The following is a 13,527-nucleotide window of genomic DNA, read 5'->3' as shown; positions in this document are numbered from 1 at the left end:
CTCTTCTCTTCCGAGTGCCTATAGTCAGTCCGGCATGGCTTCTCGGGGCGTCACCAGGGTCAGCCGATCGGGGCGCTCCGAGGTCCACCGGCCCGGCCCTGCTTTTGGCCGTAGCACCCAGACGGTGCCGCCCCGCACATCCGTGACGATCCCGCACCGGTCGGTTTCTTCGTCATGGATCAAGTCGCCCACCCATGCGCGCCGTTCGCCCATCACCCGTGGCCCTTGTCGCGCAGCTCCGCCCACACCCGTTTGCCCCACGGCAACATGTCGGTGCCCCAGTTCTCCGAGAGGGCCGCCACCAGCAGCAGACCGCGCCCTTGCTCATATGCGTTCCCGGGTTCCCGGCGCACCGGCAGCACGCGCGAGAAATCCACGATGCCGACGCGCACGAACGCTTCCGCAGGGTGTTCGACGGTGAGCCGGATGGACTTTCTCCGAGCGTGCTGGACCGCGTTGGATACCAGTTCGGAGAGGATCAGGGCGCTGTCATCCGCTAGGCCCTCCAGGGTCCAGACGGCTAAGGCGATGCGCACCAGCCGTCGGGCGGAGGCGGCGCTTTCCGGCTCGCGAGGCAGCGTAACGCTGTAGCCGGGGTGGCCGGTCGGGCGCGCCTGCGCTGTGGGTTGCGGCATGTCGGTCTGCTCTCTCGGATCGGCCGAGCCCCGGGCCGGTCGAGTGGGTCGCCGGGGCACTGTCCCCATGGAAGCGACATGCCGAGAGTGATGACAGGGACGCTGCGTCCCATTTTCACGACGCTATTCGGCGACCCCCAGGAACTCCGCCAACCGCCCCAGCCCCGCGGGATGGTTGGGGAGCGCCCACAGATCGCGCACGATGGCCACGGCCAAGGTGTGGTGCCGCATCCACGTCGGCGCCACCCGGCGCAGGGATTCGAGGGTCTTCACCGCTCCGGCGGCATCCCCGGTGTCGCAGTGAGCGCGCGCCACGTCCAGCAGCAGCCAGGTCCGCCAGGACTGCGGGGTTTCCTTGCTCAGCCGTATGCCCTTGGCCAGGGCCAGGGCGTCTTCCGGGTGTCCGTACTGGACTGCCAGGCGGACACGCTCGATGCGGACCGACGACGGACTGAACACGCTGACCATGCGGCTGTCCGTCCCGGCGGGCAGCTTCGGGACGCGGGCAGCCTCCTTCTCCGCCGCCTCCATCATCGACGCGGCGCTTTCGTAGTCCCCGCTCCGCGCGGCCGACGTGGCGGCGCTCATGGTGATGGCCCCCCACACCTTCAGGCCGTCGGCCGTCCCGGTGTCGCCTGCGTCCGTCATGGTGGCGGCGGCACGGAGCGCGATACTCAACGCGTCATCCAGGCGCCCTTGTCGCTGATACGTCCACGCCGTGGAGTTTGCGATCATCGTGGGAAGAAGCGGATCCGAGGACCGCCCCGCCGCCTGTGCCGCACGCTCCAGGCTGATCAGGGCAAGGTCGGTCTTGCCCATCCGCACGGCGACATGCCCGGCGAGCTGGAGCACCTTCCCCAGGGCCGCGTAACCGGCCCTGCGGTGGTCGTCGTTGTCCGCGTACGTCGCGCCGCGTGCATCCGAGATCAGGTCCGGCAGAGCGATCATCACCGTGTCGAACTCGGCGGCGTGGTAGTGCGTCCAGCCGTTCGCGATCTGCTCACGCAGACGGTCCAGCGAGAAGCCGGGACCGGGCGGCTCCGGCTCCGGACCGTTCAACGCGGGCATGATGGCCCGGCGCACGGCCACGAAGCGCGGGCCGTCGTTCTCCCCGGTTGAGGCGACCGCGGGAGGGTCCCCCAGCAACGTGGTCAGTTCCACCCCCAACCCATTCGCCAGGGCGTGGAGCGTGGGCAGCCGTGCCGAGTGCTTCCGCCGTTGTTCGAGCTGACGGATCACATCGACGGACACACCGGAGCGTTCGGCCAGTTCCTCTTGGGTCAGGGTGGCCAGACGTCGCAAGCGGCGCAGAGTCCGGCCCAAGTCTTCGTTCGCCACGCAGTCACCGTACGCCGCCGGACTGTGTGTCGGCGCTGCCGCGAGGCCGTCGGGCCGTGGGCGCCGGGGTGGCTGCGTGACGGTCTCCGGCCGCTGGTTCGACCAGCCGGGCCGGCGGGAACGCCCGCCGGGAAGACGGCCCCCGCCGACCTGTTCGGTGCCTGCGGGGGCCGTCGAATCCGGGTCACGTTCCTCGACGGCCGGGAGTGGGCCGCCGGGCGCGAAGAGCGGTTCCGGCGGTGCCGGCCGGTCTCAGCGGAACGCGGCGGCGTTGCGGGTTGCCCAGTCGGCGAAGGGGCGCGGGGCGCGGCCGAGTACCCGCTGGACGTCCGGGCTGATGCGCACCTCGGCGGGGCTCGGGGAACCGATGATGTCCAGGGTGTCGTCGGCGAGCTCCGCCGGCATGCTCCGGCTCATGGCGGTCCTGGCCTCGTCGCGGGTGAGCTCGTGGAATTTCACCGGTGAGCCCAGCGCGGCGGCGATGGCCTCCGTCTGCCCGCGCGGAGTGATCACCTCGGGGCCGGTCAGCTCGTACGCGCCACCGATGTGCTGGTCGTCCAGCAGGCAGGCCGCCGCGACCGCGGCGATGTCCGCCGGATCGATGACCGGCACGCCGACGTCACCGAAGGGCGCGGCGACGAGCTGTTGTGTGCGGACGGACTCGGCCCACCACAGGGCGTTGGAGGCGAAACCGCCCGGCCTCAGGATGGCCCACTCCAGGCCGGACTCCCGCAGCGTGTCCTCCAGTTCGCGCATCGCGATCCGTGTGCGGCCGAAGGGCCTGGTCACCACGCCGAGGGTGGAGAGCAGGACGATCCGGCGGACCCCGGCGGCCGCGGCCTCGGTGATGATGTCGCCGGGGTTGGCGCCCGTGGCGTGCAGGTCGCCGGAGAGCAGCAGGAACAGCGACTTCGCCCCGGCCAGTGCGGGCTTGAGTCCGCCCGGCTCGGTCAGGTCGGCCACCACGTGGCGGACGCCGTCGGGCACCGCTGCCGGGTGCCGTGAGACCGCCGTGACCTGCTGTCCCGCCTCGGCCAGTTCCTGCGTCAACGGCCGGCCGATGTTCCCTGTCGCCCCGGTCACTACGATCATGATCAGCTCCTCGTCAGATGCCCTGTGAGGTCCTCACGCTAGGAGTGTCGGCTAACTTTTGGTAAGGACATACCTTCGAGTAAGCTCATGACATGAGTGAAGGCGTGCAGCGCAGACAGGTCGTGGCGGGGAAGCCGTATGACGTGTTTCACACCGACTGCCCCGCGCGCGGGGTGGTCGACCATGTGACCAGCAGGTGGGGTATCTGGGTGCTGATCTCCTTGCGGAGCGGCAGCCTCAGGTTCTTCGAGCTCCGCGAGAGCATCCAGGGCATCAGCGAGAAGATGCTCGCGCAGACTCTGCGCACGCTGGTCCAGGACGGCCTGGTCTGGCGGGAGGTCGAGCCGACGACGCCGCCCCAGGTCACCTACGGGCTGACGGAGTTCGGCCGGGAGGTCGGCGAGCCGCTGACGGAGCTGTTCGACCGGATCACGCGGCGGCTGTCGCCGCTCGGCGTGTAACGGCGGGCGGAGCAGGGGCACATCCGGCACGCGCAACGGCTCCGCCCGGGTGGGCGGAGCCGTTGCGCGAAGACGTGCGTACGGATCAGGCGTGGCGGCGGTTGCCCGTGATGACGCGGTACAGCACGAGGAGGATGAGCGAGCCGACGATGGCGGCGATCCACGTGGAGAGGTCGAAGAAGCCGTCGATGGAGTCGACGCCGAAGATGACCTTGCCCAGCCAGCCGCCGAGCAGACCGCCCGCGATACCGATGAGCATCGTGATGATGATGCCGCCCGGGTCCTTGCCCGGCATGAGCGCCTTGGCGATGAGGCCCGCGAGCAAGCCGATGATGATCCAAGCAATGATGCCCATAATGCCTCTCCTACCTGGTCGTATAAAGACTGTGTCAAGCACCGTCTTTACCGTGCCGGGCCTTTCAAACGCCGATCGCGAAGTTCCTCGTGGGATCGGTGGAGGGGCATGCCGGTCGGGTGTTCGGCGGGTCCGCGCCGGAACCCGGCGGCCGCGCCGGGAACAGCCGACCCGGCCCGTACGGTTGCGGTGAGCGAGGGCCCGGTGCCGCCCGGGCGGGGAGCAGGGGGCCGTGAGGCAGTCCGCCCCGCCGGGGCCCGGCCCGCGGGGATCGTGGCATCACCGCCGCGCCCTCTGATCAAGACCTATTTTTCCGTTGGAGGACTTTTCCATGACTGACCGGCCCTTGACGCTCATGGCAGTACACGCCCACCCCGACGACGAGGCCACCGGAACCGGAGGGGTCCTCGCGCGGTACGCGGCGGAAGGCATCCGCACCGTTCTCGTGACGTGTACCGACGGCGGATGCGGTGACGGACCGGGGGGTGTCAAGCCGGGCGACCCCGGGCACGATCCGGCTGCCGTCGCCGCCATGCGCCGTCAGGAACTCCGGGCGAGCTGTGACGTCCTGAAGATCAGCGATCTCGAGACGCTGGACTACGCGGACTCGGGGATGACGGGCTGGCCTAGCAACGACGCCCCCGGTTCCTTCTGGCGGACCCCCGTGGAGGAAGGCGCCGCCCGGCTGGCGGAGCTCATGCGGCACTACCGGCCCGATGTGGTCGTCACCTACGACGAGAACGGCTTCTACGGCCACCCCGACCACATCCAGGCCCACCGCATCACGATGGCGGCGCTGGAGATGACCGGGCTGACGCCGAAGGTGTACTGGACGACGATGCCCCGCTCGATGATGCAGCGGTTCGGGGAGGCCATGCGCGAGTTCAACGAGGACATGCCGGAGCCGGACCCCGCCGAGGCCGCCGCGATGGCCGAGATCGGCCTCCCCGACGACGAGGTCACCACGTGGGTGGACACCACCCCGTTCAGCGGTCAGAAGTTCGACGCGCTGGCCGCGCACGCCAGTCAGGGCGAGAACATCTTCTTCCTCAAGATGGGCAAGGAGCGGTTCGGTGAGTGGATGGGCGTCGAGACCTTCGTACGCGTGAAGGACGCCACCGGCGCGGCCGTACCCGAGAACGACCTCTTCGCCGGACTGCGCTGACCCGCCCGGCCGGGGAACCGGCAACGCACATCGGCCGCGATGGGGCGTAGTTGACCGAGCCGGTGGACCCGATTGCGAGTCCACCGGCTCGAACCAGCCAATTTCCGCCACATCTCGTTCACATGTGCGAGGAACTGTGACCATGTCGCAGTGACGAAGAACCCATGGGTCAGACGCTTCCGCTCGTTCCGCTGTGCCCTGCTCGGGCTGATGTCCATCCTGTTCCTGGCGGTCTCCGCGCCGCCGTCGGCCGCCGCGGACGGGACCTGCTCCGAGAGCGGGAACTACGAGGTCTGCGCCACCTACGGGGGCGACGGCAACGTCGACACCCTGATCCCCCGGAAGATCAGGGCGAAGTTCGACGCGACGGCGGGGGCCGCGCAGAGCGGCGACTACATCCGCGGCGCGATGTACACCTGGAGCACCAGCGGTTACGGTGCCGAAGTGGCCGACTCGTTGGTCAGTGCCGCGAAGCAGGGCGTCAGCGTCCGGCTCGTCGTCGGCTCCATCGACAACACCCTCCGGGACAAGTTCGTCAACGCGGGCATCGACCTCCGGATCTGCGCGGACGCGTGCATGCTGAACCCCAACGGCTCGTGGAGCGGGGCCATGCACAACAAGTTCTTCGTGATCAAAAAGGGCGACACCAAGCTCGTCATGCAGACCTCGATGAACCTGAGCAGCTGGCAGGCCCAGCACGCGCAGAACATGCTGATCGTCCGCGACGACAGTGCGCTGTTCGCCGGTTACGTCAACTACTGGCGTCGCATGTACGACCAGGACTGGACCTGGGGCGGAGTGACGTGGGGCGACGAGGACAAGTCTCCGTACGGCAGCAACGGGAACTCCCGGGCGTACTTCTTCCCGCAGTACACCAAGCAGCCGCTGGTCGGGGTGCTGGCCGGCGTGAGCGCGTGCACGACGGGGAACGACCGCGTCTGGCTGGAGGCCAGCCTCTTCGACAGCAGCGACCACTCCCGGGACATCATCGCCCAGCTGAACCGGTTGCGCGGCATCGGCTGCGACGTCAAGGTCGTCGTCCAGGAGGCCAGTGGAAGGAACCAGTTGCTGGCCAACGGTGTGCCCAGCAGCGACATCAGCTGCGACGGATGGAGCCACAACAAGCTGACGCTGATCGACGCGAAGTACGCGGGGGAGTGGCGCAAGGCGGTGTTCGTCGGCTCGTACAACGTGACCTCGAACTCCAACTACCGGGCCAACGACACGATGCTGCGGATCATCGACGGATGGGTCACCAACCGCTACATCGATCAGTTCCGGGCCCTGTGGACCAATCCGCGTAGCTGCGACGCGGTCTGACGCGGCGCGGGTGCCGGGGGTTCCGGCCGCCCGGCACCCGCGCCACGACCGCCCGAGGGCGCACGGCGGGCTGACCGCCCGGCGCCTTCGCGCCGCGCGGCTCAGGGACGCATGACGATCTTGCCCACGTGTCCCCTGCGGGAGAGCGCCTCCTGCGCCTGAGCCGCCCGGTCCAGTGGAAAGGTCGCGGCGATGACGGGCTGGACCTCCGCCCGGCGGGCGAGGTCCATGAGGAGGGCGAAGTGCGTGGGTGTGTGCATCGCCGACCCGATGACCTGGGCGTTGTGCAGATAGAGGCGGCGCACGTCGAAGGCGACGTCGTATCCACCGAGTGCGCCGGCGATGACCCACCGTCCCCCTTCGCGCAGCAGCGGCAGCCCCTGGCTCACCAGTTCGCCGGCCACGACGTCGAGTGCGACGTCGATGCCCCCCGGGGCCGCGGCGCGGATCTGCTCGGCGACGTCCCCCGCGCGGTCGACGACCGCGTGCGCGCCCGCTTCGCGCACCGCGTCGATCTTGGGTCCACTGCTGATGGCGAGCACCCTCGCGCCGCGCGCACGGGCGAGCTGTACCAGCGCGATGCCCACGCCGCCGGACGCTCCAGAGACCAGGGCGGTCTCACCCTTCCGGAGCCGGCCGCGCTCGATCATGCCGAGCGCCGTGCCGTAGGCGGTCGGCAGCGTCGCGAGCTGGTCGTCGGTGAGCGGGGATTCCGTCACATCGTGTACGCGCTCCGCCGGCGCTGTCACGTACTCGGCGTATCCGCCGTCGCGTTCGCTCCCCATCAGGCCCACCGGGTTGGCGTCCGGCCCCTCGGTGTCGTAGATCGCGGGGTCGACGACCACACGGCGTCCCACCAGGTCTCCCGTCACGCCGGTCCCGACCGCCACGACCCGGCCGGCCACGTCGGCGCCCTGGATGCGCGGGAAGTCGATCGGGCCCCGCCAGCCCGACAGGGCCGTCGGGTCGTCCGGCCGGCCGTAGGCGCCCTCCCGGGTCCACAGGTCGGTGTTGTTCAGGGCCACCGCACCGACCTGGACCAGCACCTCGCCCGCCCGGGGGGAGGGGACGGCGACCTCCGTCCGATCGAGGACCTCGGGCCCGCCGTGCCCGGTGATCCGTACTGCTCGCATGAAATCGGACAAGCCCATCGCTTGGACCTCCTCGCAGGTATACTGATCTGTGAACATCTCCACCGTACACCGATCTGTGAAGGGGTCCACCATGCAGGAGGCGCGGCCCATGACGCCGGCCGGGCGGCGCATCGTGGCGGCCGCCGAGGAGCTGTTCTACAACCGCGGCATCACGGCGGTCGGCGTGGATCTGATCGCCGAGCACTCGGGCGTGACCAAGCGGACCCTGTACAACCGGTTCGGTTCGAAGGACCAGCTCGTGGCGGCCTACCTCACCGAACGCGACCGGCGCTGGCGGTCGATCGTCCGTGCCGCCGTAGAAGCCTGCGACACTCCCGCCGAGGCCGTCACCGCACCCTTCGAGGCGCTGCGGACCTGGAGCGGGACCAACACCCGCGGTTGCGCCTTCATCAACGCGCTCGCCGAACTCCCGGATCCCGCGCACCCCGCACACCGCATCGCCGCGAACCAGAAGCTCTGGCTGCTGAACCTGTTCGAGGAACTCGCCGCCGCAGCGGGCTGCCCGGGCCCGGCCGCCCTCGCCACCCGGCTCCTCGTGCTGCACGAGGGGGCCGTCGCCACGCAGCCGCTCTCGATCGACACGCTCCCGGAGAGCACTGCTCTGGCACGGACTCTGGTGCGGGCCGGGGCGTCGCCCCGCCGCTAGGGCCGCTCGTTCGCATCCCGCCGGGCTCGCGGGGTCCGGTCTGATCCGGACGACAGGCCCTGGAGCCTGACGCCGCGCGGCCACCCTCCGGGCGACGACGGCCGTTTGACGACAGGCCCTAGATGGCTTTCGGCGACGAGCGCAGGTGAGCGGCGCCCGAGCGCACCGCCCATCCGAAGACGGCGAAGGCGACGACGCCCACCACGGCCGAGTCGTACGGGGCCGGCAGACGTCCGGAACCACCGAAAGTGCCGAGCCAGGACAGCAGGGTCAGGGCCGCCAGGTGGAACACGATCCAGGCGCCCCTGGACAGCTCCTCGGCCCGGCTGCCGTCTGCCGTCCCGCGTCGCTGGAGCAGGAACAGCGGGACACCGGCGAGGACGAGAGGCAGCGCGAGCCGCAGGTCGTCCCAGCCCGACCAGTAGACGAACTCGGTCGCCACGGCGAAACTGACCGGCGCGATCCAGCGCAGCCCCGGCATGCGGCCGTCCGCGGGCGGAACGCCACGCTCGCGGTCGTGCGCCCGGAAGGACGCCACGGCCACCGCCGAGGCGGCGTAGATGATCAGGTACATGTCCCCCATCACGCTCACGATGTCCTGCCAGCCGCCGAACGGCAGCATGAAGACGATGATGACCGCGAGGTTGAGAACCAGGGCGCGGCGCGCGATTCCGGAGCGGGGATCGATGCGCATGAAGAAGCGGGGCAGCAGGCCGTTCTTCGAGAGGGCGTAGGTGTGGCGGGCGTCGATCGCGACCCCCACGTAGGCGGAGCCGCCCGGGGAGACGACAGCGTCGGCGTAGAGCAGTGTGGCCAGCCACTGCAGGTTGAGGACGAGGGCGAGCTGACCGAACGGCGACTCGAAGTTGACGCCCTGCCAGCCGTGCTTCAGCAGTGACTCGGGCACCGTGTAGAGGAAGGCGAGTTGGAGCCCGAGGTAGACCAGCACCGCGAGGCCGATTCCGGTGAGGACGGCGGCAGGCACGTTGCGGCGCGGGTTGCGGGCCTCTCCGGAGAAGTCCAGAGGGGCCTGGAACCCGTTCACGGAGTACACGATGCCGCCGCCGGCGAGCGCGGTGAGGCAGGCCGCGTAGCCGTACGGGGCGAACCCGCCGTGGTCCGTGAGACGGCCGGAGTGGGTGCCGGACAGGAACAGGGCGACCACCGTGAGCACCGGGACGACGACCTTGAACACCGACACCAGGTTGTTGACCCGTGCGAACATCCGCACCGCGAACCAGTTCAGTGCGGTGAGCAGCACGCTCAGTGCGGCGGCGACTCCCAGGCCGGAGGCGGTGAGACTGTCGCCGCGGTAGAGGCCGGGCACGTAGTGGGCGGCGTACTGCATGATCGCGCTGATCTCGGCCGCGGTGCCGCCGACGGAGAGCAGGACGGACCAGCCGACGACGGTGCCGACCAGCCGGCCGTTCGCGTACAGCGGCCAGCGGACCGTGCCGCCGCCTTCCGGCCTGGTGGCGCCGAGTTCGACCATGACCAGCGCGATCAGTGCGCAGAGCAGGCCGGCCGCCACCCAGGAGAGCAGTGCGGCGGGGCCGGCCGTCTGCGCGGCGTACATGGCGGCGAACAGCCAGCCCGAGCCGAGGATGTTGGAGAAGCCGATCGCGGTCAGGCCCCAGAACCCGAGGTCCTTGCGCAGCCGGTTCTCCTCGGCGCGGACGTCCGGGGCTCCGGCGGTCTCCGCCGGCTGTCGATGCGCCACGTGGCAGCCTCCTCGAAGATCGCGGACCACGGGGGCCAGCGTGCCACGTGGTGCGCCGCGTTCGTCGAAGCGCCGCCCGGGGGTCAGCGGCCCTTTCGTACCCGGGCCGCCGCGCGTGCTTCCGCCGTCCTGCGGGCGTCGGCCGTCCTGCGGGACTCCTTGGGGCGGCCCGGACGAGTGCCCATGCCGCGGAAGGGCGCGTTGCCGCTGCCCTTCCCCTCGATCGGCGGGCGCTTCGCCCCGGTGATGGCGGTCAGCTTCGCCTCGCCGGAGCGCACCTGGGTGACGGTCGGCCGGATGCGGGCCTCGGTCATGATCCGGTTCACGTCCTGCCGCTGGTTCGGCGTGACCAGTGTGACCACGTTCCCGGACTCCCCGGCACGAGCCGTACGCCCGCCACGGTGCAGGTAGTCCTTCGCGTCGGCCGGCGGGTCGACGTTGACGACGAGGTCGAGCGCCTCGATGTGAATGCCTCGGGCCGCGACGTTGGTGGCCACCAGCACGGTGATCTCGCCGTCCTTGAACTGCGCGAGCGTGTGGGTGCGCTGGGGCTGCGACTTCCCGCTGTGCAGCGCGCCGGCCCGTATGCCGGAGGCCCGCAGATGCCGGGTGAACTGGTCCACGCCGGCCTTGGTGTCCAGGAACATCAGCACCCGGCCGTCCCGGGCGGCGATCTCGGTCGCGGTCGCGTACTTGTCGGCGGGGTGGATGTTCAGCACATGGTGTTCCATCGTGGCGACCGAACCCGCCACCCGGTCGAGCGAGGCCACCACCGGCTCGTGCAGGTGGTTGCGCACCAGCTGGTCGACGTTGCGGTCGAGCGTGGCGGAGAACAGCAGCCGCTGCCCGTCGGGGCGGACCTGGTCCAGGAGTTCCGAGACCTGTGGCAGGAACCCCAGGTCGCACATCTGGTCCGCCTCGTCCAGCACCGTGATCCGCACCTGCCGCAGATCGCAGGACCGACGCGATACGAGGTCGGTGAGGCGTCCCGGCGTCGCGACGACCACCTCGGCGCCGGTCCGCAGCAGCGCCGCCTGCCGGTTGACGGCCAGCCCGCCGACGACCGTCGCCAGCCGCAGGCCGAGCGCCTGCGCGTACGGGGTGAGCGCGTCGCTCACCTGCATCGCGAGCTCCCGGGTCGGCACCAGAACCAGTGCGAGGGGCCGCTTCGACTCCGCCCGCATGCCTGCCGTCCGCGCCAGCAGCGCGAGCCCGAAGGCGAGCGTCTTGCCGGAACCCGTCCGCGCGCGGCCGAGGACGTCACGGCCCGCCAGCGCGTTGGGCAGGGTCGCCGCCTGGATCGGGAAGGGCTCCGTCACACCGAGCCGGGCCATCGTCGCGTCGAGCTCCGGCGGCAGTCCGAGCGCGTCGAAGGACTCGACCGGCGGCAGGCCGTGGTCATCGCTCCGCGGCGTTGTGAGCTCGCCCTCCGGGGCCGGCGGCTTCGCGTTCATGGGGGTCCTTCCTCGGTCTGGCGCCGGAACGCGCCGGGGCCCGTACCCCTCGGTACGGGCCCCAACGGTTTCGAAGCGTGCCCCCCAGTTTACCAGCGGGGACCCCGGCGCATTCCGGCCCCGGTCGAAGCGGTTCAGGCGTCGCCCATGACCAGACCCTCGATGGTGTGCTTCTGCGTCACCGGCTCCAGCACGTCGACGACGGCACAGTCCAGGTGGCGCCGGACGCGCTCCGGGAGCGCGTCCCAGTAGGACCGGGTCACGGCGGTGTCGTGCCGGTCGCCGTTGGCGGCTTCGGGGCCGTCCACTCCCAGGACGAGCACCGGACGGGACCTGGAGGAGTTGTTCTTCGTGCCACGGTGGATGGTCAGCGCGGTACGGGCCGAAAGGTCCCCGCGCCGGGGGAACTTGCGCACCGCCCGCTCCTCGTAGCGCGGGTAGTGCGAGCGGGGCGGGAACATGCCGTGCCCGAACTCGGGGCTCTCGTCCCACTGGGTGCCCGGTGCGATCTCGAAGGGGCCCATGTCCCTCTCCGTGTCCACAGCGGTCACGTTGAAGGCCAGGGAGGTCAGGCGTCGCTCGGTGCGGGTCGCCTCCGGCATCGGGAAGTCCCGGTGCCAGGGCTGGTTGACGGCGCCTTCGAGCGGTACGTCGAAGCCCAGCTCGACGACGCGGTAGTCGGGGCCGAGCGTGGCGGTACAGACCGACCGCACCCACGGGTGGTCGACGAGGTCCACGAAGCCGCGCAGCTGCTCGGGGTGTATCTCCACGTAGAAGCGGTGCGGGCCGCGCCCGACCGCGCCCCCGGGGCGTGCGGACGCCTCCTGGAAGGCCACCTCGATGTCCTCACGGAGCCGGTCGGCCCACTCGGGGGAGAAGGCGCCCCTGCGGGCCGTGATGCCGTCCGAGTACAGAGCCTCGACGTCCGACGACACATCGACGTCGAGGTCGGTCAGTGTGACTCCGGGATACGGGTGCGGGCTCATGGGTCCTCCTTGCGATGGGGTCGCCCGCCATGTTGCATCGTTGATTTCAACGTTGCAATACCCTACGGCGAAATGCCTCCGCACCCGGCACGGCATGCCACGATGGGCGGATGAGCAGCAGTCTGAAGGACGTGGCGGCCCGGGCCGGGGTCTCGGCGCGTACGGTGTCGAACGTGGTGAACGGATCCGCCCGGGTCTCGCCGCAGACGCGCCTGCGGGTCCAGGAAGCGATCGACGAGCTGGGCTACCGCCCCAACCTCGCGGCCCGCAGCCTGCGGGCCGGCCGCACCGGAATCATCGGACTGGCCGTCCCGGAGCTCCACTCGCCCTATTTCGGAGAGCTCGCCGGTCTCCTGGTCGACGAGGCGCGGCGCCGCTCCTGGACCGTGATCATCGAGCAGACACGGGGAAACGCCGAGTTCGAAAGAAGGCTGCTCACCGGTGACAGCGGCCGGGTGATGGACGGGCTGATCATCAGCCCCTGGGCGCTGACGGCGGACGAGCTGACCGCCACCGCGCACACCCTGCCCATCGTGCTGCTCGGCGAACGCAGCTCCCAGGGCAAGGCGGACCATGTGGCGGTGGACAGTGTGGCAGCGGCGGACGAGGCGACCACCCACCTGCTGGGGCTGGGGCGCCGACGCGTCGCCGCGATCGGTCTTCAGCCCCATCTGCGCAACGGCACCGCACAACAGCGCGCGGATGGCTACCGCAGGGCGCTGCGGCGGGCCGGCATCGCGCCCAGGCCGGAATGGGAGCGGGCCGTGACCGCACTGCACCGGGCGGACGGCGCCCGCGCCATGGCCGAACTCCTGGACGGCGACACCGCTCCCGACGCCGTGTTCGCGTTCAGCGACGAACTGGCACTGGGCGCCATGCGGGTGGCGCACCTGAGAGGCCTGCGCATGCCGGAGCAACTTGCCGTCGTCGGGTTCGACGACATCGAGGACGGCCGGTTCAGCCACCCGTCCCTGACGACCGTCTCACCCGACAAACGACAGATCGCCCAGCGTGCCCTGCAGTGCCTGGCGGACCGTGTCTACAGTCCGCTCAACGATGTGCCCGCCGCCGTTCTGACGGTTCCGCACCGGCTGCTCGTACGCGGAAGCACCGTCGCGGAGGCGCAGGCCCGCGAATAGCCCGCCGGTCGCGACGCCCGGTTGTGGCTCGCTGAACTACCCATCGCCGACCGGGGGTTCGG

At 70.4% G+C, this 13,527-nt stretch carries 13 protein-coding genes; 5 read left to right on the top strand and 8 right to left on the bottom strand.

All coding sequences use genetic code 11. The features are described 5' to 3' along the window. Positions 1–212: 212 nt before the first annotated feature. The 3 genes from ACFVJX_RS06000 to ACFVJX_RS05990 all read right to left on the bottom strand — a co-directional run bounded on the left by ACFVJX_RS06000 (position 213) and on the right by ACFVJX_RS05990 (position 3,065). A complete protein-coding gene (locus ACFVJX_RS06000) occupies positions 213–635 on the bottom strand; it encodes an ATP-binding protein (RefSeq protein WP_384133738.1) in 423 nt (140 codons plus the stop codon). Positions 636–758: 123 nt separating this feature from the next. Next, positions 759–1,973, bottom strand: coding sequence for a helix-turn-helix domain-containing protein (locus ACFVJX_RS05995; RefSeq protein ID WP_384133741.1), 1,215 nt, complete (start codon positions 1,971–1,973; stop codon positions 759–761). A 252-nt stretch (positions 1,974–2,225) separates the two neighbouring features. Beyond that, a complete protein-coding gene (locus tag ACFVJX_RS05990) occupies positions 2,226–3,065 on the bottom strand; it encodes an SDR family oxidoreductase (protein ID WP_384133743.1) in 840 nt (279 codons plus the stop codon). 92 nt (positions 3,066–3,157) lie between these two features. Between ACFVJX_RS05990 and ACFVJX_RS05985 the strand changes: the two genes are divergently transcribed. Continuing rightward, a complete protein-coding gene (locus ACFVJX_RS05985) occupies positions 3,158–3,526 on the top strand; it encodes a winged helix-turn-helix transcriptional regulator (protein ID WP_384133746.1) in 369 nt (122 codons plus the stop codon). Positions 3,527–3,611: 85 nt separating this feature from the next. Here ACFVJX_RS05985 and ACFVJX_RS05980 read toward each other — a convergent pair whose 3' ends face one another. Then, positions 3,612–3,881 carry a GlsB/YeaQ/YmgE family stress response membrane protein gene (locus ACFVJX_RS05980; protein WP_329226415.1) on the bottom strand — a complete coding sequence of 90 codons (270 nt, stop codon included), beginning with the start codon at positions 3,879–3,881 and terminating at the stop codon, positions 3,612–3,614. Between the two features lie 331 nt (positions 3,882–4,212). Between ACFVJX_RS05980 and ACFVJX_RS05975 the strand changes: the two genes are divergently transcribed. Both ACFVJX_RS05975 and ACFVJX_RS05970 read left to right on the top strand, forming a co-directional pair. Beyond that, positions 4,213–5,046 (top strand): PIG-L family deacetylase, encoded by an 834-nt coding sequence (locus tag ACFVJX_RS05975; protein WP_384126957.1) that lies wholly within the window; start codon positions 4,213–4,215, stop codon positions 5,044–5,046. Between the two features lie 150 nt (positions 5,047–5,196). Next, positions 5,197–6,366 carry a phosphatidylserine/phosphatidylglycerophosphate/cardiolipin synthase family protein gene (locus tag ACFVJX_RS05970; RefSeq protein ID WP_384126955.1) on the top strand — a complete coding sequence of 390 codons (1,170 nt, stop codon included), beginning with the start codon at positions 5,197–5,199 and terminating at the stop codon, positions 6,364–6,366. A 101-nt stretch (positions 6,367–6,467) separates the two neighbouring features. Here the strand turns inward: ACFVJX_RS05970 and ACFVJX_RS05965 are convergent, their stop codons facing one another. Beyond that, positions 6,468–7,517, bottom strand: a complete 1,050-nt coding sequence (locus ACFVJX_RS05965; protein ID WP_384126954.1) for a zinc-binding dehydrogenase — start codon at positions 7,515–7,517, stop codon at positions 6,468–6,470. A 73-nt stretch (positions 7,518–7,590) separates the two neighbouring features. Between ACFVJX_RS05965 and ACFVJX_RS05960 the strand changes: the two genes are divergently transcribed. Further along, complete coding sequence (locus ACFVJX_RS05960) at positions 7,591–8,166, top strand: TetR/AcrR family transcriptional regulator (RefSeq protein ID WP_384126952.1); 576 nt, start codon at positions 7,591–7,593, stop codon at positions 8,164–8,166. A 118-nt stretch (positions 8,167–8,284) separates the two neighbouring features. On the opposite strand, the gene ACFVJX_RS05955 is transcribed toward ACFVJX_RS05960, so the two are convergent. The 3 genes from ACFVJX_RS05955 to ACFVJX_RS05945 all read right to left on the bottom strand — a co-directional run bounded on the left by ACFVJX_RS05955 (position 8,285) and on the right by ACFVJX_RS05945 (position 12,326). Then, positions 8,285–9,886, bottom strand: a complete 1,602-nt coding sequence (locus ACFVJX_RS05955; protein WP_384126950.1) for an APC family permease — start codon at positions 9,884–9,886, stop codon at positions 8,285–8,287. An 83-nt stretch (positions 9,887–9,969) separates the two neighbouring features. After that, positions 9,970–11,340, bottom strand: a complete 1,371-nt coding sequence (locus tag ACFVJX_RS05950; RefSeq protein ID WP_384126949.1) for a DEAD/DEAH box helicase — start codon at positions 11,338–11,340, stop codon at positions 9,970–9,972. Between the two features lie 134 nt (positions 11,341–11,474). After that, complete coding sequence (locus ACFVJX_RS05945; protein WP_384126947.1) at positions 11,475–12,326, bottom strand: phytanoyl-CoA dioxygenase family protein; 852 nt, start codon at positions 12,324–12,326, stop codon at positions 11,475–11,477. Positions 12,327–12,436: 110 nt separating this feature from the next. Here ACFVJX_RS05945 and ACFVJX_RS05940 point away from each other — a divergent pair, with 110 nt between their 5' ends. After that, positions 12,437–13,465 (top strand): LacI family DNA-binding transcriptional regulator, encoded by a 1,029-nt coding sequence (locus ACFVJX_RS05940; RefSeq protein WP_384126945.1) that lies wholly within the window; start codon positions 12,437–12,439, stop codon positions 13,463–13,465. Positions 13,466–13,527: the final 62 nt, after the last annotated feature.

It is taken from the genome of Streptomyces sp. NPDC127177 (assembly GCF_042672475.1).
In the GTDB taxonomy this organism is placed as follows: Bacteria; Actinomycetota; Actinomycetes; order Streptomycetales; family Streptomycetaceae; genus Streptomyces.
This window is presented reverse-complemented; position numbering and strand designations above follow the sequence as displayed.

What these genes read in the sequence shown, in the direction of transcription:
- ACFVJX_RS06000 (WP_384133738.1), bottom strand. Translation starts at nt 635, where the DNA reads ATGCCGCAACCCACAGCGCAGGCGCGCCCGACCGGCCACCCCGGCTAC.
- ACFVJX_RS05990 (WP_384133743.1), bottom strand. Translation starts at nt 3,065, where the DNA reads ATGATCGTAGTGACCGGGGCGACAGGGAACATCGGCCGGCCGTTGACG.
- ACFVJX_RS05985 (WP_384133746.1), top strand. Translation starts at nt 3,158, where the DNA reads ATGAGTGAAGGCGTGCAGCGCAGACAGGTCGTGGCGGGGAAGCCGTAT.
- ACFVJX_RS05950 (WP_384126949.1), bottom strand. Translation starts at nt 11,340, where the DNA reads ATGAACGCGAAGCCGCCGGCCCCGGAGGGCGAGCTCACAACGCCGCGG.
- ACFVJX_RS05945 (WP_384126947.1), bottom strand. Translation starts at nt 12,326, where the DNA reads ATGAGCCCGCACCCGTATCCCGGAGTCACACTGACCGACCTCGACGTC.
- ACFVJX_RS05940 (WP_384126945.1), top strand. Translation starts at nt 12,437, where the DNA reads ATGAGCAGCAGTCTGAAGGACGTGGCGGCCCGGGCCGGGGTCTCGGCG.
- ACFVJX_RS05960 (WP_384126952.1), top strand. Translation starts at nt 7,591, where the DNA reads ATGCAGGAGGCGCGGCCCATGACGCCGGCCGGGCGGCGCATCGTGGCG.
- ACFVJX_RS05965 (WP_384126954.1), bottom strand. Translation starts at nt 7,517, where the DNA reads ATGGGCTTGTCCGATTTCATGCGAGCAGTACGGATCACCGGGCACGGC.
- ACFVJX_RS05980 (WP_329226415.1), bottom strand. Translation starts at nt 3,881, where the DNA reads ATGGGCATCATTGCTTGGATCATCATCGGCTTGCTCGCGGGCCTCATC.
- ACFVJX_RS05975 (WP_384126957.1), top strand. Translation starts at nt 4,213, where the DNA reads ATGACTGACCGGCCCTTGACGCTCATGGCAGTACACGCCCACCCCGAC.